Below are 21,688 nucleotides of genomic sequence, written 5' to 3' on the forward strand. Positions count from 1 at the left end.
CGTGCTCAACGGTCGGATCGTCACCCCCGCCGGCGTCGTCGACGGGTCCGTCGCGGTCGCCGACGGCCTGATCGCCGCGGTCGAGCCGGGCGACGCCGGCACCGACGTCATCGTCCCCGGGTTCGTGGACATCCACACCCACGGCGGCGGCGGGCACGCGTTCACGCTGGGCGACGCCGAGGCGGTCCGCGCGGGCGCGGCCTTCCACCTGGGACACGGCACGACGACGCTGGTGGCCAGCCTGGTCAGCTCGCCGTTCGAGCTGATGCGCACCGCCACCGCCGCGTACGCGCCGCTGTTCCACGAGGGCGTCATCGCGGGCATCCACTTCGAGGGGCCGTACCTGTCGGCGGTGCGCTGCGGCGCGCAGAACCCGGCGTACCTGCGCGACCCGTCGGCCGACGAGATCGCCGAGGTCATCAAGCTCGGCGAGGGCGCGGTGCGGATGATGACGATCGCGCCGGAGCGGGCGGGCGCCCTGGACGCCATCCGCCAGCTCGTCGCCGCCGGGGTGGTCGCCGCCATCGGGCACACCGACGCCACCTGGGAGCAGACCCGGGCGGGCGTCGCCGCGGGCGCCACCGTCGGCACGCACGTCTTCAACGGGATGCGCCCGCCGCACCACCGCGAGCCCGGCCCGGTGTTCGGCCTGCTGGACGCCGCCCCGGTGGTGTGCGAGTTCATCGCCGACGGCATCCACCTGCACGACGGCACGCTGGCGTTCGCGGCCGGCGTCACCGGCCCGGCGCGGGCGGCGCTGATCACCGACGCGATGGACGCCGCGGGCATGGCCGACGGCCGCTACGAGCTGGGCGGCCAGGCCGTGCTGGTGGCCGACGGGGTGGCCCGGCTGGAACGCGACGGCGCGATCGCGGGCAGCACCCTGACGATGGACGCCGCGCTGCGCCGGGCCGTCGGCGCCGGCATCACCCTGGCCGACGCGGTCACGATGGCGTCGGCGACCCCGGCCCGCGCCATCGGCCTCACCGACCGGGGCGCGATCGCCCCGGGCCTGCGCGCCGACCTGGTGGTGCTGGCCGAGGACCTGACGGTCAAGCGGGTCATGCGCGGCGGCGCCTGGGTCAGCTGAGCCCGGCGGGCCGGTCCCAGCCGTCGCGCAGCCCCGGCAGCGGCAGCGCGTCGAACGGCACCCGGGTCAGCAGCCGGGCCAGCGGCCAGCCGATGAGCAGCCCGGCCACCGAGTCCGACAGCCAGTGCCAGCTCAGGTAGACGGTGGTGCAGAAGACGACGGCCGGCGGCACCGCCCGCAGCGCCAGGTAGGCGGCGCGCGACAGCGGCGGCCGGTCGAGCGAGCGCAGCAGCGCCGACGCCAGGATCGCGATGGCCGCGTACCAGACCAGGGCGTTGGCGACGTGCCCGGACGGGTAGCTCAGGTCCCACTCGGTGGGGGGCAGGTCGTTGAGCAGCTCGGCCCGGTCCGGGCGGGCCGACGCCGGGGCGGCCCGGTCGAAGACCAGCTTGAGCGGGCCGACGGTGACGTAGGTGAGGGCGAACGCCGCCGCGAACACCAGCGCCGGGCGCACCGAGCGGCGGCGCAGCCCGACGGCCACGGTCAGCAGCAGCGCCACCGGCATGAGCACCTGGCCGCCCTGACCGAGGTAGTTGAGCACCCGGGCGACCCAGTAGAGCGGCGCCGGGCGGTGGGCGTCCATCCAGTCGGCGACCGCCACGTCGGCGCCGAGGAACGCGCCGCGGGCCAGCGCGACGGTCAGCGCGGCGAACGCCGCCAGCAGCAGCGCGTCGAACCACCAGCCGGCCGGGCGCACCGGCAGCAGAGCGGGCCGGCGCCGCACCGAGGTCTCCACCCCGGTCACGCTACCGGCCCGCTGCCAGCCACTCGTCAGAGCACGTTACGGATCTTGGCGAGCACCAGGTCGCCGCGGACACCCGAGTTGGGGCAGCCGCCGAAGTGGTGCAGGGCGACGACCCGGTTGCTGACCCGCGACAGCACGGGCGAGCCGGACGAGCCGCCCTCGGTGTCGCAGTAGTACGAGACGTCGGAGTCCCGGGCGTAGCCGTCGTACGCGTTGTCGACGACCGCGCAGTTGCCGGCCCGCTCGCCCTTCTCGCCGGCGATGCGGGTGGGCTCGCCCGCCGGGTGCTGCGGCACGTACAGCTCCTCGCCCTTGGCGGGGCGGCGCGGGTCGAGGATCAGGTAGCCGAACCGCTGCACGGCGGCGAAGTTCTCGACGGTGAACACGGTGACGTCCAGGACCCGGTCGGTGGTCAGCACCCGGTCGCCCCACACCTTGGTCGGGCGGAACACGTCGTAGCCGCCGCACCGGGCGCACTGGTAGTTGAACCAGACCTCGGTCTCGTAGGCGTCGCCCGAGTTGTCGAAGCAGTGGTTGTTGGTGACCATGCGGTTCTTCTGGCCGGCCCGCCAGCCGGTGCACAGCTCGGTGCCGTTGATGAGCAGCCGCGCGATGGCCTTCGACCGGGCGTACGCGACGGGGTCGCTGGAGCGGTAGCAGACGGCGTCGGCGGACTGGTCGCCGCCGCACACGCTCTCCTCGCGGCCGGGCCCGGCGGGGGCGTCGGCGGCGCGCTCCTGGGCCGTCTTGCCGCGGGCGACCCTGTCGACGCCCACGCCGAGGCGCGACAGGGGGGCGGTGATCTGCGACAGCAGCGAGCGGCGGTGCAGCTCGACGACCGCGGTGTCGCCCGTGATCGACATGGCCCAGCGGCCGGTGGCCGACTCGGCGACGGTGCCGTCGAGCACCTGGTCGAGCAGCGCCGGCGCCTCGTACCGGTAGGACTCCTCGCCGCTGGGGTCGCTGACCGTGACGTAGTCGCCCGGCATCAGCAGCATCTTGGCGAAGTGCACCTTCACGTAGCTGGCGCCGGGGTGCCGGATGGTCTCGGTCTGCGCGCCGCCGCCGTAGCCGAGCAGCCGGGCGACGTTCTCGACGACGCCGACGGTGATCGTCCCGGTGGTCTTCGTGGTGGCGTCCTCGGGCGTGCCGGTGCGCCCGGCGGCCGGCTGGGGCGCCGGCACGGCACCCGGGCCGGGCTGCGCCGCGGCGGCCCCGCGGCCGGGCGCCGCCACCCCGGGAGCGGCCCCGCGCTCCTGCGACACCGCGGCGGTGGACGGGTTGCGCCACTCGCCCACGTCGGGCGACTGGTCACGGCCGGTCAGGGCCCAGGCCGTCGCGCCCGCCGTGCCGGCCAGGGCCAGCGCGGTCGCCGCTCCGACGATGATGCCTACCGTTCGCCGCATTCCGCCGCCTCTCGGGTTTGTATCCGTTTGGTCGCAGTTGTGCCTATACGGCGACCTCGTCCCTGTGTAACGAGCCACCGCAGGCAGCGACGCGCCGGAGCGCTTGTCATGCTGGGTAGGTGCGCATCACGTCCGCCGTCGTCGACCCGGCGCTGCTCGACCTGCCGTGGAGCACTCCGCTCGAGGAGTGGCCCGCCGATCAGCTCGTCGCCCTGCCGCAGGGCATCTCCCGGCACGTCGTGCGGTTCGTCAAGATGAACGACGTCGTCTACGCCGTGAAGGAGACCCGGGAGCGGATCGCGGAGCGGGAGTACGACCTGCTGCGCGCCCTGGAGCGGATCGGCTTCCCCGCGGTCGAGGCGGTCGGGATCGTCGCCGACCGCAGCGACGACGCCGGCGAGCCGCTGGAGACCATCCTCATCACCCGGCACCTGCAGTTCTCGCTGCCGTACCGGGCCCTGTTCTCGCACACCCTGCGCCCCGAGACGATGACCCGGCTGCTCGACGCGCTCGCCGCGCTGCTGGTCCGGATGCACCTCACCGGGTTCTTCTGGGGCGACTGCTCGCTGTCCAACACGCTGTTCCGGCGCGACGCGGGCGCGTTCGCCGCCTACCTCGTCGACGCCGAGACCGGCCAGCTGCACTCGAAGCTGAGCGAGGGCCAGCGCAGCGAGGACCTGGAGATCGCCCGGCTCAACATCTTCGGCGAGAGCCTCGACCTGCAGGCCGCCGGCCTGCTGCACGAGTCGATCGACCCGGAGACCGTGGTGGACGACATCGTCGCCCGCTACGAGCGGCTGTGGCACGAGATCACGTACGAGGAGAAGATCGGCCCCGACGCCCGGCACGACATCGAGAAGCGGATCCGCCGGCTCAACGAGATGGGCTTCGACGTCGCCGAGGTGTCCATGTCGACCGTCGACGGCGGCTACACGGTGCGGCCGAAGGTCGTCGACGCCGGCTACCACTCGCGCCGGCTGCTGCGCCTCACCGGCCTCGACGCCGAGGAGAACCAGGCCCGGCAGCTGCTCAACGACCTGGACGCGTACCGGGCCGAGAGCGAGCTGCGCGACGAGGCGCAGGCCGCCCACCGCTGGCTGACCGAGGTGTTCGAGCCCGTCGTGCGCGCCGTGCCCGCCCACCTGCGCCGCAAGCTGGAGCCGCAGGAGGTGTTCTCGCAGATCATCCAGCACAAGTGGCTGATGAGCGAGAAGGCCGGCCGCGACGTCGGCATGGCGCCGGCGGTGCAGGGCTTCCTCAACGACATCCTCGTGCACAAGCCCGACGAGCAGGCCGTGCTGGGCCGCCCGGTGGACGAGCTGAGCGAGATCCTCTAGCTCTGGAACGCGCGGGCCATCGTGGCCTGCTCCTCCAGCACCTCGTTGAACCGGGCCTGCACGGCGTCCATCTGGCCGATCGTCTCGCTGGTGGTGTGGATGCCGGCGGAGACGGCCTTCGCGCTGTTCTGGATGCCGGCGATCTGGTCGGCGACCCGCTTGGTGGCCTCCGCGGTCTCCCGGGCCAGGTCCTTGACCTCGCCGGCGACCACGGCGAACCCGCGGCCCACCTCGCCCGCCCGGGCCGCCTCGATGGTGGCGTTGAGGGCGAGCAGGTTCGTCTGGTCGGCGATCGATGAGATGATCTTGATGACGTCGCCGATCGCGGCGGACGCCTGACCCAGCGCGTTCACCTCGCTGGTCATCGCGGACGCCCGGCTCACCGCCTCCTGCGCCACCCGGTCGGCGTCCTCGCTGGCCGCGCGCAGCTGCGACACCGTCTCCAGCAGCTCCCGCGCGTTGCGCACCGACGCCTCCGCGCCGCGCACGATGTCCAGCCGCTGCGAGACCAGCTGCGCCACGTTGCGCAGCGCGTCCGCCCGGGTCTCCGACAGCTCGATGTACTCGGTGGTGAAGAAGTCCATCGTGCCGATCACCCGGTCGCCGCTCATGATCGGGAAGCAGATGCCGGAGCGGACCCCGGCGCGCTGCGCGGCGGGCGCCCGCACGCAGTCGGTCAGCTCGGCCAGGTCGCGCACGAACACCAGGTCCCGGGCCCGCCAGGCGCGCCCGGACAGGCCCACCCCCTCGGCGAACGACGCCGCCAGCGTCACCTTGCGGAACTCCTCGCCCGCGGACCCCGACTCCAGCGCGAAGCGCAGGGTGTTGCGGTCGTCGACCTCCCAGTACGACCCGTACGCCCAGCCGAACGCCGTGCGCACCGCGTCCAGGGCCGTGCGGACGGCGGACTTCACGTCGGTGGCGTGGCCGAGCGAGGTCACCACGCCCGTCACCGCCAGCCGGTCGTCGGCCACCTGCTTGAGCTGGGCGGCGGCGGCCACGCCGGAGCGGATCTGCTCGGCCACCCGGCCGATCGCCGTCCACTTGGCCCGGCGGTTGTCGTCGGCGTTCAGCGGCTGGGGCAGGAAGTACTCCAGCACCGCGATCGGCCGGCCGTTGTGCAGCACGGGCGCCGCCAGCGCGGCCCGGGCCCCGGCCCGCAGGGCGGCCTCGCAGCGCCGGCAGTCGCTGCACTCCTCGACCGTCTCCACGTAGACCGGCCGGCTCGTGCGCCAGGCCCGGCCCACCAGGCCGACGTCGGCGGGGACGGTTTCGCCCCCGGTCGCGGCCTGCAGCTGCCGCTCGATCGAGCCCGTCTCGTAGCCGACGCGCAGCTTGCCGGAACCGTCCGGGAACCACACCGCGCCGTAGAGGTTGCCGTAGAACTTCACCGCGCTGTCGACGCGGATCCGCCAGGTGCTCGCCTCGTCGGTGGCCGCCGACAGGTCGAGGACGAGCTGCTCCAGGCCCTCTACGTCGCGCGGGACCTCGAGCGGCGCGGTCGCCTGGCTCTCGGACCGGTTCCCGAACAGTCCCACTGCGTCCCCCTGCTGTCCCACGGGCCTCTCATCGGGTAGTTCGGCACGGTCGCGACGGGGTTGAGCGCGGGTTGCAGGAAAGTTTCAGGCCGCCGGGGACCCGTCGACGGGCGGCGGCGGGGTGGCGGCGCGCTCGGCCAGCGTCCGCAGGCCGACCCGGCGGGCCACCACCGCCAGCCGGTCGCCGGGGCGCAGCACGTGCGCGGGGTTCGGCAGCCAGCTCATCGTCGTGCTGCCGTGCGGGGTGAGGCCGAGCACCCGCACCCGGCCCGGCTCGCCCGCCGCGCGCAGCGGCCGCCCGGCCAGCGGGGCGCCGTCCTGCACGGTGACCTCGGTGACCAGCAGCGCGTGCCGGTCGACCGGGATCGTGGCGATCATGTGCCGGTCCAGCAGCGCGGCCGCGAACGCGGGCGCCGCCAGGTACGACACGCTGCGCGACACCCCCAGGTTGAACGCCCTCTGCACGCGCAGCGCGAAGTCGCCGTCGAACAGCCGCAGCACCACCCGCAGGTCCTCGCGCACCGCCCGGGCGTTCAGGGCGGCCTGCAGGTTCGTCACGTCGTCGGTGGACACGACCACCAGCGCCTGGCAGGTGTCGACCGACGCCGAGCGCAGCGTCTCCTGCAGCGCGGCGTCGCCGACGATCAGCGGCACGCCCAGCTCCTCGGCCGTCTTCGCGCCGAGCGGCTGCGCCTTGCGGTCGATGGCGACGACCTCGATGCCCAGGTCGGTGAGCTGCCGGATGACCCGGGTGCCGACGTTGCCCAGGCCGACCACCACCACGTGGTCCTCGCGCGGGGTGCGCACCCGGCCGCTGGCCAGCGCCAGCCGCGCGTTGACCACGCCCTCGACGACGGCGGCGGTGATCAGCGGCAGCAGCGCCAGCCCGGAGATGGTCAGCGCCAGCTGCGACGCCTGCGCGAGGTGGTTGCGCTCCATCTCGACGTCGGACGAGCCCACCGCGGTCAGCAGCGTGACGTAGATCGACTCCCAGAAGCCGTCGACCGGGTCGGCCTGGGCGAGGATCGTGCCGGACACGAGCGTCACCACGAGCGTGACCAGCACCGCGACGCCCAGCTTGCGGTTCAGCGCGGCCCGCAGCGCCGACCCGAGGGCCAGCAGCGGCTTGCGGCGCCGCCGGTGCCGCACGATCCGCCGGGCCGCCACGTCCATGCCGGGGGTCCGCCCGGCCGCCTCCGCCAGCACCAGGTCGGTGGGGGCGGCGGGGGTGCCGTCGGGCGGCAGGACGCCCCGCTCGCCCGCGTCCAGCACGCAGACGACGTGCTCCGGCCGCGCCTCCGAGCGGCGCACCAGGGTCAGCGTGCGCCCGGCGTGCCGGAAGTACGTCGGCGTCAGCTCGCCCAGCGACGCGGCGACGAACGCGGGCGCCGCCATGGCCGCGTCCGACAGCACGGTGCAGTCGGCGAACAGCTGCTTCACGCCGTTGCCGAGGCTCGGGTTGAACATCCGCATGACCAGCCGCAGGCCCGACTCGACCTCCTGGGCGCACAGCGCCGCGTGGATGTTGCCCACGTCGTCGGGGTTGACCAGGGCCAGCGCGTGGGCGCCCTCCAGCCCGGCCGCCTTGAACGTGCGCTCGTCGAGCCGTTCGGCGCGCAGCACCCGCACCCCGCGCAGCGCCGCCAGGTCGGGCACGTCGGCCCGCATCCGCGGCGGCACCACCGCCGTGACGCGTACCCGGTGCCCCGCCAGCTCCTCCGCGATGGTGTAGATCAGCGGGTCGCTGCCGCAGATCACGTAGTGCGGCCGGCTGTCCGTGGGCAGGTTCTCGCGCAGCCGGGTGGCCAGGGCCCGGCGGGCGCGGTCACGCCAGGGGTCGACCGTCATGCCCGGATCGTAGTCAGCGCGGGCACGGACCGTGGCCCCGGTGATCTTGCCCCGAAACGCCCGATGAGCCTGGCTCGTTGAGCCGGGCGAGCGGTCACGACCGACACCAGGAAGGCTCTCCGATGAACAAGTGGTGGTACCGGACGATGGGCACGGTCGGCGTGGCCGGCGGGTTCCTGCTGCTGAGCGGCGCGGCGGCGCAGGCCGACCCGGGCGCCCCGGCGCAGCCGCAGCCCCTGACCGGCGTCCTCGGCGGGCTGCTCGGCCCCACCGACGGCCTGACCGGCTCCCTCGGCGGCAACCCGGCGAACGGCCTCATGCCCGGCGACGACGTCGTCCCCGGCGTCGTGGACGGCCCGTACCTGGTGCCGCCGCCCACCATGGAGACCCGCGGCAACGTGGCCGGCGACGCCCCCGCGGGCCGCGCCGCCACCGACGCCGTCGATCCCGCCGGGCTCGCGGGCCGGCTGCCCGCCGGCCCGGCCGCGTCGGTCGTCTCGCCGCTGGCACCCGCCACCGGCGGCGGCGTCCCGGTGCTCGGCGACCTGACCGGTCTGCTCGGCGGCGGCCTGCTGCCCACCGGCGACCTGCTCTCCGGCGGCGGCGTCGCGCCGGCCGACCAGGTGCCCGCCCTCATCGGCGACGCGATGGCCGCCCGGCAGCCCGAGCTGTTCGGCGCCCCCGGCCTGCTCGGCAGCCTGCCGCTGCTCGGCGGCGCCGCGCCGGCCGCCCCGGCGGCGCCGGCCGCCCGGCCGGTCACCACCCTGCCCGCCGACACCTCCGGCATGCCCTCGGGCGGCCGGCACGTGGCCCCCGAGGCCCCGTCCGGGCGCGCGTTCTCGGACGGCCGCCCGGTCGCCGGCGAGGACACCGAGTACCGCTGACCGCAGTGGGTACGGCAGGGACGTGCAGACGTTCCTGCCGTATCCCGGCTTCACCGCCAGCGCCGCGGCACTCGACGCCAAGCGCCTCGGCAAGCAGCGGGTCGAGACGATCCAGGTGCTGCGCGGGCTGACCCTGCCCACGTACGGCTGGCGGCACCACCCGGCCGTGAAGATGTGGCACGGGTACGAGGAGGCGCTGGTCCGCTACGGCCTCGACATGTGCACCGTGTGGCGCGCGACCGGCCGGGCCGACACGTGCGCTACCACGCTCACCGCCGACCTGGCCGCGCACTGCGGGCTGCGGGCCGTGCGCACCCAGGACGAGCTGGCGGCCGCGGGCGACCTGCCGCCGTGGCTGGGCGACGAGGCGCTGCACGTCAGCCACCGCTCGGCGCTGCTGCGCAAGGACCCGGCGTACTACCGCCCGCTGTTCGGCGACGAGATCCCCGACGACCTGCCGTACCACTGGCCGGCCTCGGACCGGGCGCCGACCTGCGTGCCGGCTGCTCCCGCCTAGGTCGCGGGCAGCCAGAGCGAGAGCACGTTCGCGGGCTCCCAGCCGGGCAGCGAGGTGTGCGCCTGCCGGCACACGTACCGGCGGCCCTCGTAGGTCACGACCTGGCCGGTGGCGTACGCGGTGAAGGACCGCCAGGCGTCGGCCGCGGCGGGCGGGTCGACGACCACGGGCGGCGTGGTGACCGGCGGCGTGGTGACGGGCCGGGTGGTGGCGGGCGGCTTCGTGGCGGGCGCGGTGGTGGGCGCGGTGGTGGGCGCCGTCGTGGCCGGCGGCGTCGTCCCGTTCGGGTTGTACGCCGACACCTTCACGTAGTCGATCACCATCTCCTCGGGCAGCACGCTGTCGACCGGGGCGCCCGGCCAGTCGCCGCCGACCGCCACGTTGAGCAGCAGGTAGAACGGCTGGTCGTTGAAGACCCAGCGGGTGCCGGCCGGGATGTTCGCCGGGGTGGTGGTCTTGTAGGCGTGGCCGTCGACCGACCAGACGATCCGGTCCGGCGTCCACTCGATGGCGTAGGTGTGGAAGTCCGCCGCCAGCTCGACGCCCAGCGTGTGCTCGCCGCCGCGGCCGGTGGTGTCGCCGCCGCCGGAGTAGCCGGGGCCGTGGATGGTGCCGTAGACCGTGCGGGGGTGCGCCCCGACGTTCTCCATGATGTCGATCTCGCCGTTGTTCGGCCACGAGCCGGTGTCGCCCATCGCCCAGAACGCGGGCAGCAGGCCCGGCCCGCGCGGGATCTTGATGCGCGCCTCGAACCGGCCGTACTTCTGGCTGAACTTGCCCTTGGTCTTCAGGCGGCCCGACGTGTACTTGCCGTCGGCCTCCTTGCGGGCGGTGATGACCAGGTTGCCGTTGCCGTCCTGCCGCACGTTGGCGGTGCTGTCGGTGTAGGTCTGGTACTCGTTGTTGCCCCACAGGTGGTTGCCGTAGCCGAGGTCGTAGACCCACTTCGAGCTGTCGGCGCGCGACCCGGCCGGGCCGGAGAAGTCGTCGATCCAGCTCTGGTCGAACGTCGCGGCGCCGGCCGTGCCGAGCATCGGCACGGCGATGGCGGTGGCGACGCCGACGCCGAGGGCGGCGAGCAGGGCGGCGGTGCGCTTGCGGGGCATGTACGGAACCTTCCGGCGGCGGGGCACTGCCAGCCGGTTCTACCAGCGGGAGCGCTCTGCGGCCCGGTCGGCGCCGATAACAAAAGGATCTGCTAATTGACCATGCACCCTGCGCGACCGCCCATGATCACCCGGTCAGCCGCCGCGCCTCCGCGGTCGCCTCGTAGTACGACGCGCACCACTGCAGCAGCGCGCCCAGCCCGAACAGCAGCATGCTGACCGCGAACGCCAGCCACGCCAGGGTCACCTCGACCGTGAGGTGGTCGGCCCAGTCGACGCCGGAGAGCGTGGCGAACGCGAGGAACGCGGCGCCGCACAGGCCCAGCGCGCCGCACACGTGCAGCAGGGTGGCGACCCGCATCGGCGTGCGCACGCCGAGCCGGTACCGCGGGGGGAGGTCGTAACTCACGGGGCAGCACGCTAGCGGGCCGGGCCCGCCGCGCGCTGCCCCGTCCGCGGCTCAGAGCGCCGCGCGGATCGCCTCGGCCAGCGGGGTGGCCGGCCGGCCGAGCAGGCGCTCCAGGTCGGCGCGGTCGACGTACAGGTCGCCCTGCCGGGCGCCGCGGTCCGCGTCGGCGAGCACCGCCGCGTACGGCTCGGGCAGGCCGGCGCCGACCAGGACCTGGGTGTACGCCTGCTCGGACAGGTCGGTGTAGGCGACCTGCCGGCCGGTGGCGGCCGACACCGCGGCGGCCAGCTCGCTCAGCGTGAACGGCTCGCCGCCCAGCTCGTACACCCGGCTCTCGTGCCCGCCGCCGACGAGCACCGCGGCGGCGGCCTCGGCCAGGTCCGCGCGGGTGGCGGCCGAGATGCGGCCGTCGCCGGCCGCGCCGGCGACACCGTGCTCCAGGTACGTGGGCAGCTGGCCGGTGTAGTTCTCCAGGTACCAGCCGTTGCGCAGGACGGTGTACGGCAGGCCCGACTCGGCGATCATCTGCTCCGTGGCGCGGTGCTCCGCGGCCAGGATGAGGCTGCTCGTGTCGGCCTTCGGGGCGCTGGTGTAGACGACGCGGCCCACGCCGGCGGCCTTCGCGGCGTCCACGACGTTGCGGTGCTGCGGCAGGCGCTGCCCGGCCTCGCTGCCCGACACGAACATCAGCACGTCGGCGCCCTTGAACGCGGCCGTCAGGCCCTCCAGGTCGCCGTAGTCGGCGTGCCGGACGTCGACACCCCGCTCGTCCAGGTCCGCGATCTTGGCGACGTCCCGGCCCAGGGCCACGACGGCCTCCGCGGGCACCCCCCGGCTCAGCAGGGACTCGACGATGAGGCGGCCCAGGTGGCCGGTGGCGCCGGTGACGACGATCGACATGGCGTTTCTCCTTCACGGTGTGGTCGGACGCTTCAGCCCAACCGCCCGGGCCGCCGGTCACTTCCCGGTGGAGAGCAGGCACCTTGAAGTGGGGTACGTACCTGAGGGAGAGTAAGCAGGTGGACGGCAACATGTACGCCAAGAACTGCCCCAGCCGGCAGGTCCTCGACCGCATCGGCGACCGGTGGAGCGTCCTCGTGGTCGCGGTCCTGCGCGGCGGCCCGCGCCGCTACGGCGAGATCGCGGCCACCATCGAGGGCGTCAGCCAGAAGATGCTGACCCAGACGCTGCGCGCCCTCGAACGCGACGGCCTCGTCACCCGCACCGTGCACGCCACCGTGCCGCCGCGCGTCGACTACGAGCTGACCGGACTCGGCCGCAGCCTGCTCGGCCTGGTCGCCGCCCTGGAGAACTGGGCGTACACGCACATGGGTGACGTCCTGGCCGCCCGCGACGCCTACGACGCCCGCTGACCGTCCGCCAGCAGCCCGTCCAGCCGGGTCCAGGCGCTCTCCCAGCCCGCCGTCGCCGGGCCCACCAGCTCGTCGGCGAAGGGCCCCTGCCGCAGCGTCAGCCGGGTGCCGTCGCCCTCGTCCGCCAGCTCCTGGCGCAGCGTCATCACCGCCCCGCCCGGCAGCGTCTCCTCGCCCGCCAGCACCTCACCCGGAACGACCTCGGTGAACGTGGCGTCCACCGGCGAGGTGACCGACGGGTCGTCGTCGCTCACCATCACCAGCCGCTGGTGGCCGCCCACCCGCACGTCCACGTCGACGGTGTCCCGCGGCACCGAGAACCCCACCGGCCCGAACCACGCGGCCAGCAGGTCCGGATCGGTAAGCGCCCGCCACACCGCGGGGCGCGGGGCGGCGAGGAAACGGGAGACGGCGAGCTCGGCCACGGGGCACAGTCCCTTCATCGGAGGACCCTTCCCGACGATCCAACCTCAGGGCGTGTACGTGCGCAGCGTGACACCGTCCGTCGTGTACATCCGCCCGCCCGCCGGCACCGGGAACTCCCGCGCCGTGCGCCACGCCGGGTTCACCACGCCCGCCCTGCCCGTCACCGGGCTCAGCACCGCCAGGTCGCGGCCCTCGACGGTGGCGTACAGGATGCCGCCGGCGCGCACCGGCCGGCCCACGTACCCGCGCAGGTCCTTCAGCCACTGCCGCTTGCCGTCGGTCGCGCCGTACGCCGCCAGCCACCGGTCCCGCGCCACGAACAACCGCCGCCCGTCCGTGGTGACCACCCCCCACGCCGCCGACCGCGTCCACGCCCGGGACCCGTTGCCGACCCGCACCGCCACCAGCGCGCCGTCCGGCGTCGTCGCGTAGAACCGGTCACCGGCCGGGTTCGCCGCCCGCACCCGGAACGTGCTCGCCGACTTCCACGCCGGCGCCCCCGACACCACGTTCACGCCGTAACTGGCGCCCGTCACCACGTTCGTCAGCAGCACCCGCCCGCCCGCGGCCACCGGGGCCGGCAGCTCCGCGTCGACGTGCGACCACAGCCGCTTGCCGTCCGACACCCGGAACCCGGTCACCGTCGGGGCGTCGCTCGCACTCTCCCCCGAGATCACCACGACCCCGCCGGCCACCAGCACGGTGTCCGCCGGCGTGTCCACCCACCCGGCCCACCGCTGCGCCCCGGTGGCGGCGTCGAACGCCACGATCCGCGTGTCCGGGTCACTGTTGGAGTAGCAGTCGTACCCGGCCGCGACCAGCGTGCCCCCGGCGACCGCCAGCTGCGGCGACACGTACCCCTCGAACGCGTCGACGTCGCGCCACACCCGCTTGCCGCTCGCCACGTCGAACGCCCCGACCCCGTTGCCGACCCCCACGAACGCGCGCCCACCGGCCACCACCGGCGGCCGCAGCCACGTGCACCCCTCGTCCCCGCGCCGCGGCGTCACCGACCAGCGCGCCTTGAGCGTGCCGACGGACCCGCCGTTGATCACCGACTCACCCGGGTTGTACGCGGAGTTCGTGGCGTCGAACCCGGGCTGCGCCCAGTCGGTCACGGCGGCGCGGGCGGGCGCGGCGGGCAGCAACAGGGCGGCGACGGCGACAGCTCCGGCCGTCACGCGGCGAACGATACTCAAGGGGACCCCCGTGGTCGGACTGCGAACGTGTGCAGCCCGACGCTAGGAACACCCACCGGCCACCGGGCCGATTCGCCCGGAAACCCCGCCTGCCGGGTACGCCGACCGGCTGGGTCCGTCAGGCGCGCACCACGAGCGTCTTGGCGGCCATGTCGCCCAGCCGCCGGCGCCGGTCCGAGTTCACCACGATGATCAGCGCCACCAGGTAGCCGAGCAGGCCGTCGACGATGCGCAGCGCCGTGCGCGCGATGCCCGACAGCAGCCCGGGCCGCCCGCCGGTCTCGGCGTCCACCACCCGGATGCCGGTCACGAGCTTGCCGACGGTGCGGCCGGTGAAGCCCTCCAGCACCACGTAGTACGCGACGATCCCGCCGAGCATCCACAGGTTCGCCGCGGACAGCGTCGTCATCTCGAAGCCGGACTCGCCGTCGAGACCGAACAGCGACGCCACCAGCCCGAAGACGATGCCGTCGACGAGGGTCGCCACCACCCGCCGGCCCGTGACCTTGACGGGCGCCGTGTCCGCTGTGAATGCCATGACCTGATCATGCAGGACGACCGCAACGGGCCTCCCGGGATGGTCACTGCGATCAAGCCCGCCGTGAATCCAACCAGTGATGTCTCACCTACAAGATCCGTTGAGTGGCGTCGGCCGACGCCTATCGGCGACCTCGGGTGACCTCGAGCATGATCGCAAACGCCGGCGGCCATCACCTGGAAGAAATCAATAAGACGGCAGCTGAGACGACGTCACAATCCCGCCCCCTCAACTCCTCATTGCCGCTAGCCGGCGCCTACCTCGTGCCACTCACTCATCTTGCCACCTATGGCGGAGTGAGCGATCAATCACTTAAGGTGATACTCGATGTCACGAAGGGGGCAAGGTGGACGTAGTTCGCATATCACCTGAGGTCGCTCAAAAATTGCTGCAGAAGCAAGAGGGCCACTTCCTTGACTTCAAGGCACGCGAGATAGCGCCTGGCAAATTGACGCGCTCCCTTTGCGCATTCGTCAATGCGGACGGCGGAGATCTGTATGTTGGGATTGCAGAGGATAAGGCCGCCGGCGCCTTCGCTTGGCGTGGGTTCACCAAGGTCGAAGACGCCAACGGGCACCTCGAAGCTTTCGAGTCCGTTTCCCCCTTCGGGGAAGATCTAGACGGCGAGTTCCTGCAAGTCGAACATCCGCGAAGCGAATCCCAGGCCTATCCCGGGCTCGTCTTGCACATCAATGCGAGGAAGTCGCGATTCGTACGCACGTCGAGCGAGAGTAAGATCTACAAGCGCCTCGGCGCAGCAAATAAGCCCGTCAGTACACCCGAAGGAATTACGGCACTTCGCCGCCACAAGGGCATGGAATCCTTCGAAGATGAGACGCTGTCCATCCCCGTCGACACGGTTACGAATTCTCTTGCCATTATTGAATATCTCCTGGAAGCTGTCCCAACAGCCGAACCGGACATCTATCTCCGAGGGCAGTATTTAGTACACGGCGAACGCCCCACCGTCGCGGCGACCCTCCTTTTCGCAGACCTTCCTCAAGCCATCCTACCCAAGCGCTGCGGCATCAAGATCTACCGTTACAGCTCTGACGAAACATCCCGCGATCGCCTTGTGAACATTCCACTGACAATCGAAGGAAACCTTTACAATCAAATCTACGCTGCAGTGGAGAAGACTGTGGAGTTGATCTCCGAGGCGGCATTTCTCGATGCGGAAGGGCTGAGGACGGTTCGTTACCCTACCGAGACGCTCCACGAGATCATTACCAACGCGGTCCTGCATCGCGACTACAGCATCACGGATGATGTACACATCCGGATCTTCGAGAGTCGGGTCGAGGTTGAGAGTCCCGGCAAGCTGCCCGGGCACATTAGGCCAGACAATATTCTCACGGAACGATTGAGCCGCAATCCCAACCTAGTGCGCCACCTGAACCGCTTCCCCAATCCGCCGAACAAGGATGTAGGCGAAGGGCTCGACACCGCCTTCGAATTCATGAAGAAGCTCAATCTTAGGAATCCCCTGGTTGCCGAGCGCGAGAACTCAGTATTGGTGGCCATTCGCCACGAGAGCCTTGCCTCGCCAGCCCAACAGGTGGTGATGTTCCTCAAGGAAAATGAGCGGATCAGGAACGAAGAAGCTCGTAAGCTCACCGGCATCAACTCTGAAAGCAAGATGCAGAAGACTTTCACGCAGCTCATAACGGCTGGCGAAATCGAGCACGTACCCGGCACCGCCGGCCGGGGATATGCTTACCGCAAACGAAGGTGACGCCTCACGGCTCGGCGGTCACGACAATGAGTCCTTCACCGCGAGGAGGGTCGTAGCTCAAGATCGGCCATTCGGCGGACGAGGTGCAATTTGCGCCTGGCTTTGGCATCAAGGGCTACGGAAAGGTGGAACGCTGAGCCCTAGCGGAATTGGTCGTGCTTGATGAAGGCGTGAGGCGCCCGAACGACGTGAGAAGCTACACCTAGCTATATGAACCCGCGTGCTGCGGTGAGGGTTACCACAAACAACCGTGTCGTCCCACGCGCCGCAAGGAACAGCGAATGCCCCGCGCCGCGCGTTCCTGGATTGCGCGCAGCACGCGATCAAGTGCCACGAGCGGCACGGCGGCGGCCTGATCGAAGTTAACGGACAGTCGGGTGCCGGCAGGCTGGCATGGGCACCCGGGTTCCCTTGTGACGGCCTTACGCAAGCACCGAACGCTGCAGGAAGAGGAACGGACGACGGCCGGGTGGCGTTCAGCCCCAGGGTCAAGCCGATTGACCGAGGCTCCGATCACCGCGTGGAGCCCCTGCTGTCAGCGGCGGGCCTTCGAGCCACCCGCTTGCCCGACACCCCGACGCCCCGACGCCCCGACACACCGCCGCGACCGCGTAACCGGCTCTCCGGGTTGCATCCAGCGCCGTCACGGAGATCATGGTCTGGTCGAGATGTACTTTATGATCCACTACCACCGCTTCGTCGCCGACCTCTTCGCGTGCACCGCCGATCAGGTCGAAGGCGTCCTCGAGACGCCTGACGAGACGTCCGGACAGCCGGACTGAGACGACAACCTCAGACGGAGGGGCATCGGGCTGACGCCCGCGTTCGTGCCGGCAGAGGTCTGGCAGGGGTTAAGAGCCCCCGGTCGGAATCGAACCGACGACATCTCGCTTACAAGGCGAGTGCTCTGGCCAACTGAGCTACAGGGGCGCGCGCATCAGCATAGCCCGAAGCGCCCCCGCCCCCGATTACGCGCCTGGTTCGCTGCTGTCCCATAAACGGCTGCTGCTCTTGGCAGGTCAGGCCGGTGGCCTTACGGTGAGCGAACACGGGTGACGTGCGTCCGCGCGCGCCACCCAACCTGAGGGCCGGTGGCTTGATACGCCGGCCGCTCCTTCACACGGATCGTCCGGCACGTTCCTGCCGGTGAAAGGAAGCACCCCATGGCAACCGTGAGCTACAACAAGGCCACGCGCATCTACGCCGGCCAGGAGCGTCCGGCCGTCAACGAGCTCGACCTGCAGATCGGCGACGGCGAGTTCCTCGTCCTCGTCGGCCCGTCGGGTTGCGGCAAGTCGACCAGCCTGCGCATGCTCGCCGGCCTCGAGGACGTCGACCGCGGTCAGATCCTCATCGACCAGCGCGACGTGACGCACCTGCCGCCGAAGTCGCGCGACATCGCGATGGTCTTCCAGAACTACGCCCTGTACCCGCACATGACCGTGTACGAGAACATGGCGTTCGCCCTGAAGCTGCGCAAGACCTCGAAGGCGGAGATCGACCGCCGCGTCAAGGAGGCCGCGCAGCTGCTGCAGCTCGACGAGTACCTGTCGCGCAAGCCGAAGGCCCTGTCCGGCGGCCAGCGCCAGCGCGTCGCCATGGGTCGCGCCATCGTGCGTGAGCCGCAGGTCTTCCTCATGGACGAGCCGCTGTCGAACCTCGACGCCAAGCTGCGCGTCCAGACCCGTTCGCAGATCGCCACCCTGCAGGCGAAGCTCGGTATCACCACCGTCTACGTCACGCACGACCAGGTCGAGGCCATGACGATGGGCCACCGGGTCGCCGTCATGCTCGACGGTGTGCTGCAGCAGTGCGACACCCCGCGCGCCCTGTACGACACCCCGCAGAACGTGTTCGTCGCCGGCTTCATCGGTTCGCCGGCCATGAACATCAAGACGGTGCCGCTGAGCGAGCAGGGCGCGAGCTTCGCCCAGATGATCCTGCCGATGCAGCGCGAGCAGATCGCCGCGGCGTCCAGCGGCGGCGGCAAGGTCACCATCGGCTTCCGCCCCGAGGCGACCGACCTGGTCGGCCCGCACGAGGGTGGCCTGCCGATCGTCGTCGACCTGGTCGAGGACCTCGGTTCGGACGCCAACGTCTACGGCCACGCGGCCCTCGACGGCGGCTCGGAGCGCTTCGTGGTCCGCACGGACCGTCGCGGCATGCCGAGCATGGGCGAGACCGTGTTCATCAAGCCGCAGCCGAACCACGTGCACGCGTTCCACGCCACCAACGGCAACCGCATCTGATCCACAGCACCGCACGGGCGGGGCGGTTCCCTTCGGGGAGCCGCCCCGTTCCGCGTTCCGCGCGGCCCTCGCGTCGGGCGCGGCCCGCGCCCCATCCGGTGCCCGCCGGCGCCCCGGCCCTGGCGGCGGTCAGTCCGCGAAGCGTTGCAGCACGAAGCCGTCCTTGCCGGCGCACGCGATGACCGCGCTGTCCCACGAGCACCGCCCCGCCCGCATCCCCGCGAGCGGCCCCAGCTGCACCGGCTCGTCCGCGCCCAGCGACACCCCGGCCACCGGCACGTCGCTGACGTAGTCCGACGGCGTGTCCGCGAACAGCAGCAGGTTCGCCCCGTCCACCCGCGCCGGCACCCCGGTCAGCGTGCGCCGCCCGTCGCCGTCGGCGAGCACCGCCGTCGGCGGGTTGTTCGTCTGCACGGCCAGCACGGCGTCCCCGACGGGAACCAGCCGGTCCGCGCCGGCGGCGGGCGCGTCCCACACCCGTCCCGGCTTCTTCAGGTCGACGGCCACCACCGCGGCGGTGTCCTGGTCGTAGCCGTCCTTCTCGATCAGGCACACCCGGTCGGGCCCGCACGGCGTCAGCTTCTCCGCGTCCCAGCCCCGCCCGGTCTGCGTGTACACGCTGACCGGCTCGCCCATCGTCGCCAGGTCGTAGGAGCTGAGCCGGTACCCGTCGTCGTTCGCCCCGATGATCAGCCGCCCGTTGTGGGCGAGCATCAGGTCGTTGGCGTCGGCGACGTCCGCGCGCTCCTTCACGACGTCGCCGCTCTGCACGTCGATCACCCGCGCCGACCGGTCCGCCCCGATCGCCACGATCCGGGCGTCCGCGCCCCGGTACGCCGCGAACGACCGCCCCGCCACGTCCGCCGCCCCCGCATGGTCGTCGGGCACGGTCGCCACGACCACGGTCGCGTGCGCGTTGTTCGTCGGCTGGTCGAGCTTGTTGGGCAGCTCCCACCGGTGCTCACCGCTGCGCGGCTCGAGCCCGATGATCCGCGCCTCCCCCGGCTGCGACACCACGACCGTCGACTCGAACAGATACACCAGGTCGTCCGCCAGCAACTGCCGCCGCCACGACGCGTCCGCGCCCCGGATCACGGTCATCGTGCGCACGTCCGTGCCCGGGTCCTCCTCGGTGAACACGGCCACGCCGTCGCCCACCGCGGCGATCCCCTGCCACCGCTCGGCCGTCCCGGCCGCGGTGCTGCGCCACAACTCCTTGCCGCCGTCCACCTCGACCGCGACCACCTCGAGCGAGGTGTCCTCCTTCGCGAACGCCAGGTACGCCCGGTCGCCCACCACCGCCGTGTCCACCCACCCGGTGGCGGTCATGCCGGGCGCGGCCACCGTCGTCGCCCCGGTGAAGGACCGGAAGTCGATCGCCGCCGGCCCCCGGTTCCACCACCAGGCGACCACCGCGCCGGCCCCGACGACCACGACCACGGCAACGGCCGCCGCGACCCAGATCAACGGATTCCGCCGCCGGGCCGCGGGCGCCTCCGGCGTCGGGGGTACGCGCACAGCCCCGCCCCCGCCGCTCCAGCCACCCCCACCGTCACCTGCCGGCGACCCCGGCGCCCAGGCAGGAGAACCGGCGGGCGGTCCCGACGCCCAGCCAGCAGGCCCCGCGGGCGATCCCGGCGCCCAGGCAGCAGGTCCGGCGGTCGATCCCGGCCCGGACGGCGCACGCTGCGCCGCCGTCCCGGCCGGCGCCTCGCGGACCCCGGGAAAGTGCGCAGCGGGACCCGCCGGAGCCGGGTTCCCCACCGCCGCGAGCGGCGCCGCCTCATGACCGTCCGGCAGCGGCCGCGTCTGCTGCGGCGCCGACCCACCGCCCCCGTACACCGGCCCGCGCGGACCCGCGGCCGCCGCCCCGTCCGGCGACGGCACCACGTCGGGCACGGTCGGGGTGAACTCCGGCACCGGCCCGCCGGGCGGCTCGTCCGCCCCGACCAGGGCGGGGGCACTACCGACCGGCACCCACCCACCGTCCCCGGCCGATCCGGCGCCGGGCGCATGCCCGCTGCCGGCGGAACCTCCGCCGGGCACATGCCCGTTGCTGGCGGCGCCTCCACCAGGCGCATGTCCACTACCGGCGGCGCCTCCGCCAGGCGCATGCCCGCTGCCGGCGGCGCCCCCGCCAGGCGCGTGTCCGCTGCCGACCGGCCCGGCGAGGTCCGCGTCCCGGCCCGCCCGGGCGGGCTCCAGCAGGGCGCCCTCCGCGACCGGCAGTTCCGGCTGTTCCAGCACGGTCGGCGCGATGCCCAGCTCGTGGTGCAGCAACCGCGCCACCAGCGGCACCCGCGACGACCCGCCCACCAGGAACAGCCCGGCGAGCTGGTCGGGCCGCAGCCCGCACCGGTCGATGACGATCGCCGCCTCGCGGACGCCGCGGGCGAGCAGCGGCCGGATCACCGCCTCCAGCTCGTCGCGGGTCAGGTGCGCGGCCTGGTCGATGCCGGGCACCGCGACGGGCGCGAGCGCCGCCCGCGACAGCATCTCCTTGGCCCCGCGCACGTCGTCCCAGAACCGGCGCCGCGCGCGCAGCTGCGCCGTGGTCGCCGGTTCCTCGATGGCCGCCCACGCCGCCGCATCGCTCGCCCGGATCCCCGCGCCGAGGTGCTCGACCAGGGCGGCGTCGAGGTCGAGACCGCCCAGCTCGGCGACGCCGCCGGCCCCGGCGACGACGAACCGCCCGCGGCCGTCCTCGCCGACGCCCTCATTCCGCACCACGGCCAGGTCGAGCGTGCCGCCCCCGAAGTCGAACACGGCGAGCGAACCGCCGACGGGCACGGGCCGGCGCAGCACGTCAGCGAAGTACCGCGCCGCGGCGACCGGCTCGGGCACCAGTGTGGTGCCGCGCCCGACGGGCGGCCAGCCCGCCCGGGCGACGGCCTGCACCAGCACGTCGCGCCGGCTCGCGCCCCAGCTCGCCGGGTACGTCAGCACGGCCGGCGGCAGCCCGCCCGCGGCGGCGACGGCGGCCCGCCCGACCTCGTGCAGGACGGCGGCGAGCAGGTCGGCCGTCCACGTCTCGCGCTCGCCCAGCAGGATCGACGGCTCGTCGATGCGCCGCTTCGGGTTGGGCTCGAGGCGGGCGGGATCGGCCTGGCCGAGCCGCGCCGCGTCCCAGCCGACGTGGTACGCACCGGCCGCGTCGAGGTACACCGCCGACGGCAGCACGGGCTGCCCGTCGAACAGCACCGGCCGCGTGCGCCCGTCAGGCGCGCGCAGCACCGCCACCGTGTTCGACGTGCCCAGGTCGACGGCGAGCGCGTACCCGGCCGCCAT

Annotated in this window: 18 protein-coding genes and 1 tRNA gene; 7 read left to right on the plus strand and 12 right to left on the minus strand. The window is 72.8% G+C overall.

Annotated elements, in window-relative coordinates:
• Position 1 precedes the first annotated feature (1 nt).
• Positions 2 to 1,090 (plus strand): N-acetylglucosamine-6-phosphate deacetylase, encoded by a 1,089-nt coding sequence (gene nagA / locus Sya03_RS07535; RefSeq protein ID WP_203937461.1) that lies wholly within the window; start codon positions 2 to 4, stop codon positions 1,088 to 1,090.
• On the opposite strand, the gene Sya03_RS07540 is transcribed toward nagA, so the two are convergent.
• Together Sya03_RS07540 and Sya03_RS07545 are read right to left on the minus strand one after the other, a co-directional pair.
• Entirely contained in the window at positions 1,083 to 1,826 is a 744-nt protein-coding gene (locus Sya03_RS07540; RefSeq protein WP_239107188.1) for a phosphatase PAP2 family protein, read from the minus strand. The genes nagA and Sya03_RS07540 overlap by 8 nt on opposite strands.
• Positions 1,827 to 1,861: 35 nt before the next feature.
• A complete protein-coding gene (locus tag Sya03_RS07545) occupies positions 1,862 to 3,241 on the minus strand; it encodes a trypsin-like serine peptidase (RefSeq protein WP_203937462.1) in 1,380 nt (459 codons plus the stop codon).
• Positions 3,242 to 3,360: 119 nt separating this feature from the next.
• On the opposite strand from Sya03_RS07545, the gene Sya03_RS07550 reads away from it, so the two are divergent.
• A complete protein-coding gene (locus tag Sya03_RS07550) occupies positions 3,361 to 4,578 on the plus strand; it encodes a DUF4032 domain-containing protein (RefSeq protein ID WP_203937463.1) in 1,218 nt (405 codons plus the stop codon).
• On the opposite strand, the gene Sya03_RS31495 is transcribed toward Sya03_RS07550, so the two are convergent.
• Positions 4,575 to 6,116 carry a GAF domain-containing protein gene (locus tag Sya03_RS31495; RefSeq protein ID WP_203937464.1) on the minus strand — a complete coding sequence of 514 codons (1,542 nt, stop codon included), beginning with the start codon at positions 6,114 to 6,116 and terminating at the stop codon, positions 4,575 to 4,577. The genes Sya03_RS07550 and Sya03_RS31495 overlap by 4 nt on opposite strands.
• 84 nt (positions 6,117 to 6,200) lie before the next feature.
• Positions 6,201 to 7,964, minus strand: coding sequence for an NAD-binding protein (locus Sya03_RS07560; protein ID WP_203937465.1), 1,764 nt, complete (start codon positions 7,962 to 7,964; stop codon positions 6,201 to 6,203).
• Between the two features lie 122 nt (positions 7,965 to 8,086).
• Between Sya03_RS07560 and Sya03_RS07565 the strand changes: the two genes are divergently transcribed.
• Together Sya03_RS07565 and Sya03_RS07570 are read left to right on the plus strand one after the other, a co-directional pair.
• A complete protein-coding gene (locus Sya03_RS07565) occupies positions 8,087 to 8,848 on the plus strand; it encodes a hypothetical protein (protein ID WP_203937466.1) in 762 nt (253 codons plus the stop codon).
• Between the two features lie 22 nt (positions 8,849 to 8,870).
• Positions 8,871 to 9,365, plus strand: a complete 495-nt coding sequence (locus Sya03_RS07570) for an MSMEG_6728 family protein (RefSeq protein ID WP_203937467.1) — start codon at positions 8,871 to 8,873, stop codon at positions 9,363 to 9,365.
• Here Sya03_RS07570 and Sya03_RS07575 read toward each other — a convergent pair.
• From Sya03_RS07575 to Sya03_RS07585, 3 genes are all read right to left on the minus strand, one after another.
• Positions 9,362 to 10,471, minus strand: coding sequence for a family 16 glycosylhydrolase (locus Sya03_RS07575; RefSeq protein WP_239107189.1), 1,110 nt, complete (start codon positions 10,469 to 10,471; stop codon positions 9,362 to 9,364). The genes Sya03_RS07570 and Sya03_RS07575 overlap by 4 nt on opposite strands.
• Before the next feature lie 127 nt (positions 10,472 to 10,598).
• A complete protein-coding gene (locus Sya03_RS07580) occupies positions 10,599 to 10,880 on the minus strand; it encodes a hypothetical protein (protein ID WP_203937468.1) in 282 nt (93 codons plus the stop codon).
• Between the two features lie 51 nt (positions 10,881 to 10,931).
• Entirely contained in the window at positions 10,932 to 11,780 is an 849-nt protein-coding gene (locus Sya03_RS07585; protein ID WP_203937469.1) for an SDR family oxidoreductase, read from the minus strand.
• 131 nt (positions 11,781 to 11,911) lie between these two features.
• On the opposite strand from Sya03_RS07585, the gene Sya03_RS07590 reads away from it, so the two are divergent.
• The gene (locus Sya03_RS07590; protein WP_203937654.1) at positions 11,912 to 12,253 is read left to right on the plus strand and encodes a winged helix-turn-helix transcriptional regulator; all 342 of its coding nucleotides are present in this window, start codon (positions 11,912 to 11,914) and stop codon (positions 12,251 to 12,253) included.
• Here the strand turns inward: Sya03_RS07590 and Sya03_RS07595 are convergent.
• The 3 genes from Sya03_RS07595 to Sya03_RS07605 form a co-directional block, all read right to left on the minus strand.
• Positions 12,238 to 12,696, minus strand: a complete 459-nt coding sequence (locus Sya03_RS07595) for an SRPBCC family protein (protein ID WP_203937470.1) — start codon at positions 12,694 to 12,696, stop codon at positions 12,238 to 12,240. The genes Sya03_RS07590 and Sya03_RS07595 overlap by 16 nt on opposite strands.
• Positions 12,697 to 12,723: 27 nt before the next feature.
• The gene (locus Sya03_RS07600; protein WP_203937471.1) at positions 12,724 to 13,860 is read right to left on the minus strand and encodes an outer membrane protein assembly factor BamB family protein; all 1,137 of its coding nucleotides are present in this window, start codon (positions 13,858 to 13,860) and stop codon (positions 12,724 to 12,726) included.
• A 136-nt stretch (positions 13,861 to 13,996) separates the two neighbouring features.
• Positions 13,997 to 14,416 (minus strand): RDD family protein, encoded by a 420-nt coding sequence (locus tag Sya03_RS07605; protein WP_203937472.1) that lies wholly within the window; start codon positions 14,414 to 14,416, stop codon positions 13,997 to 13,999.
• 346 nt (positions 14,417 to 14,762) lie between these two features.
• On the opposite strand from Sya03_RS07605, the gene Sya03_RS07610 reads away from it, so the two are divergent.
• The gene (locus Sya03_RS07610) at positions 14,763 to 16,151 is read left to right on the plus strand and encodes an RNA/DNA-binding domain-containing protein (protein WP_203937473.1); all 1,389 of its coding nucleotides are present in this window, start codon (positions 14,763 to 14,765) and stop codon (positions 16,149 to 16,151) included.
• An 856-nt stretch (positions 16,152 to 17,007) separates the two neighbouring features.
• Here the strand turns inward: Sya03_RS07610 and Sya03_RS07615 are convergent.
• Positions 17,008 to 17,081, minus strand: a tRNA-Thr gene (locus tag Sya03_RS07615).
• A 233-nt stretch (positions 17,082 to 17,314) separates the two neighbouring features.
• Here Sya03_RS07615 and Sya03_RS07620 point away from each other — a divergent pair.
• Positions 17,315 to 18,400: an ABC transporter ATP-binding protein gene (locus tag Sya03_RS07620; protein WP_203937474.1), complete on the plus strand. Its 1,086-nt coding sequence runs from the start codon at positions 17,315 to 17,317 to the stop codon at positions 18,398 to 18,400.
• Between the two features lie 129 nt (positions 18,401 to 18,529).
• Here the strand turns inward: Sya03_RS07620 and Sya03_RS07625 are convergent, their stop codons facing one another.
• The gene (locus Sya03_RS07625; RefSeq protein WP_203937475.1) at positions 18,530 to 21,688 is read right to left on the minus strand and encodes an Hsp70 family protein; all 3,159 of its coding nucleotides are present in this window, start codon (positions 21,686 to 21,688) and stop codon (positions 18,530 to 18,532) included.

Source organism: Spirilliplanes yamanashiensis (genome assembly GCF_016863475.1).
Classification (GTDB): Bacteria; Actinomycetota; Actinomycetes; order Mycobacteriales; family Micromonosporaceae; genus Spirilliplanes; species Spirilliplanes yamanashiensis.

Excerpts from the sequence above, each read along its gene's own strand:
- Sya03_RS07620 (WP_203937474.1), top strand. The coding sequence starts at position 17,315 with ATGGCAACCGTGAGCTACAACAAGGCCACGCGCATCTACGCCGGCCAG.
- Sya03_RS07625 (WP_203937475.1), bottom strand. The coding sequence starts at position 21,688 with ATGGCGGCCGGGTACGCGCTCGCCGTCGACCTGGGCACGTCGAACACG.
- Sya03_RS07565 (WP_203937466.1), top strand. The coding sequence starts at position 8,087 with ATGAACAAGTGGTGGTACCGGACGATGGGCACGGTCGGCGTGGCCGGC.
- Sya03_RS07545 (WP_203937462.1), bottom strand. The coding sequence starts at position 3,241 with ATGCGGCGAACGGTAGGCATCATCGTCGGAGCGGCGACCGCGCTGGCC.
- Sya03_RS07560 (WP_203937465.1), bottom strand. The coding sequence starts at position 7,964 with ATGACGGTCGACCCCTGGCGTGACCGCGCCCGCCGGGCCCTGGCCACC.
- Sya03_RS07585 (WP_203937469.1), bottom strand. The coding sequence starts at position 11,780 with ATGTCGATCGTCGTCACCGGCGCCACCGGCCACCTGGGCCGCCTCATC.
- Sya03_RS07605 (WP_203937472.1), bottom strand. The coding sequence starts at position 14,416 with ATGGCATTCACAGCGGACACGGCGCCCGTCAAGGTCACGGGCCGGCGG.
- Sya03_RS07595 (WP_203937470.1), bottom strand. The coding sequence starts at position 12,696 with ATGAAGGGACTGTGCCCCGTGGCCGAGCTCGCCGTCTCCCGTTTCCTC.
- Sya03_RS07590 (WP_203937654.1), top strand. The coding sequence starts at position 11,912 with ATGTACGCCAAGAACTGCCCCAGCCGGCAGGTCCTCGACCGCATCGGC.
- Sya03_RS07575 (WP_239107189.1), bottom strand. The coding sequence starts at position 10,471 with ATGCCCCGCAAGCGCACCGCCGCCCTGCTCGCCGCCCTCGGCGTCGGC.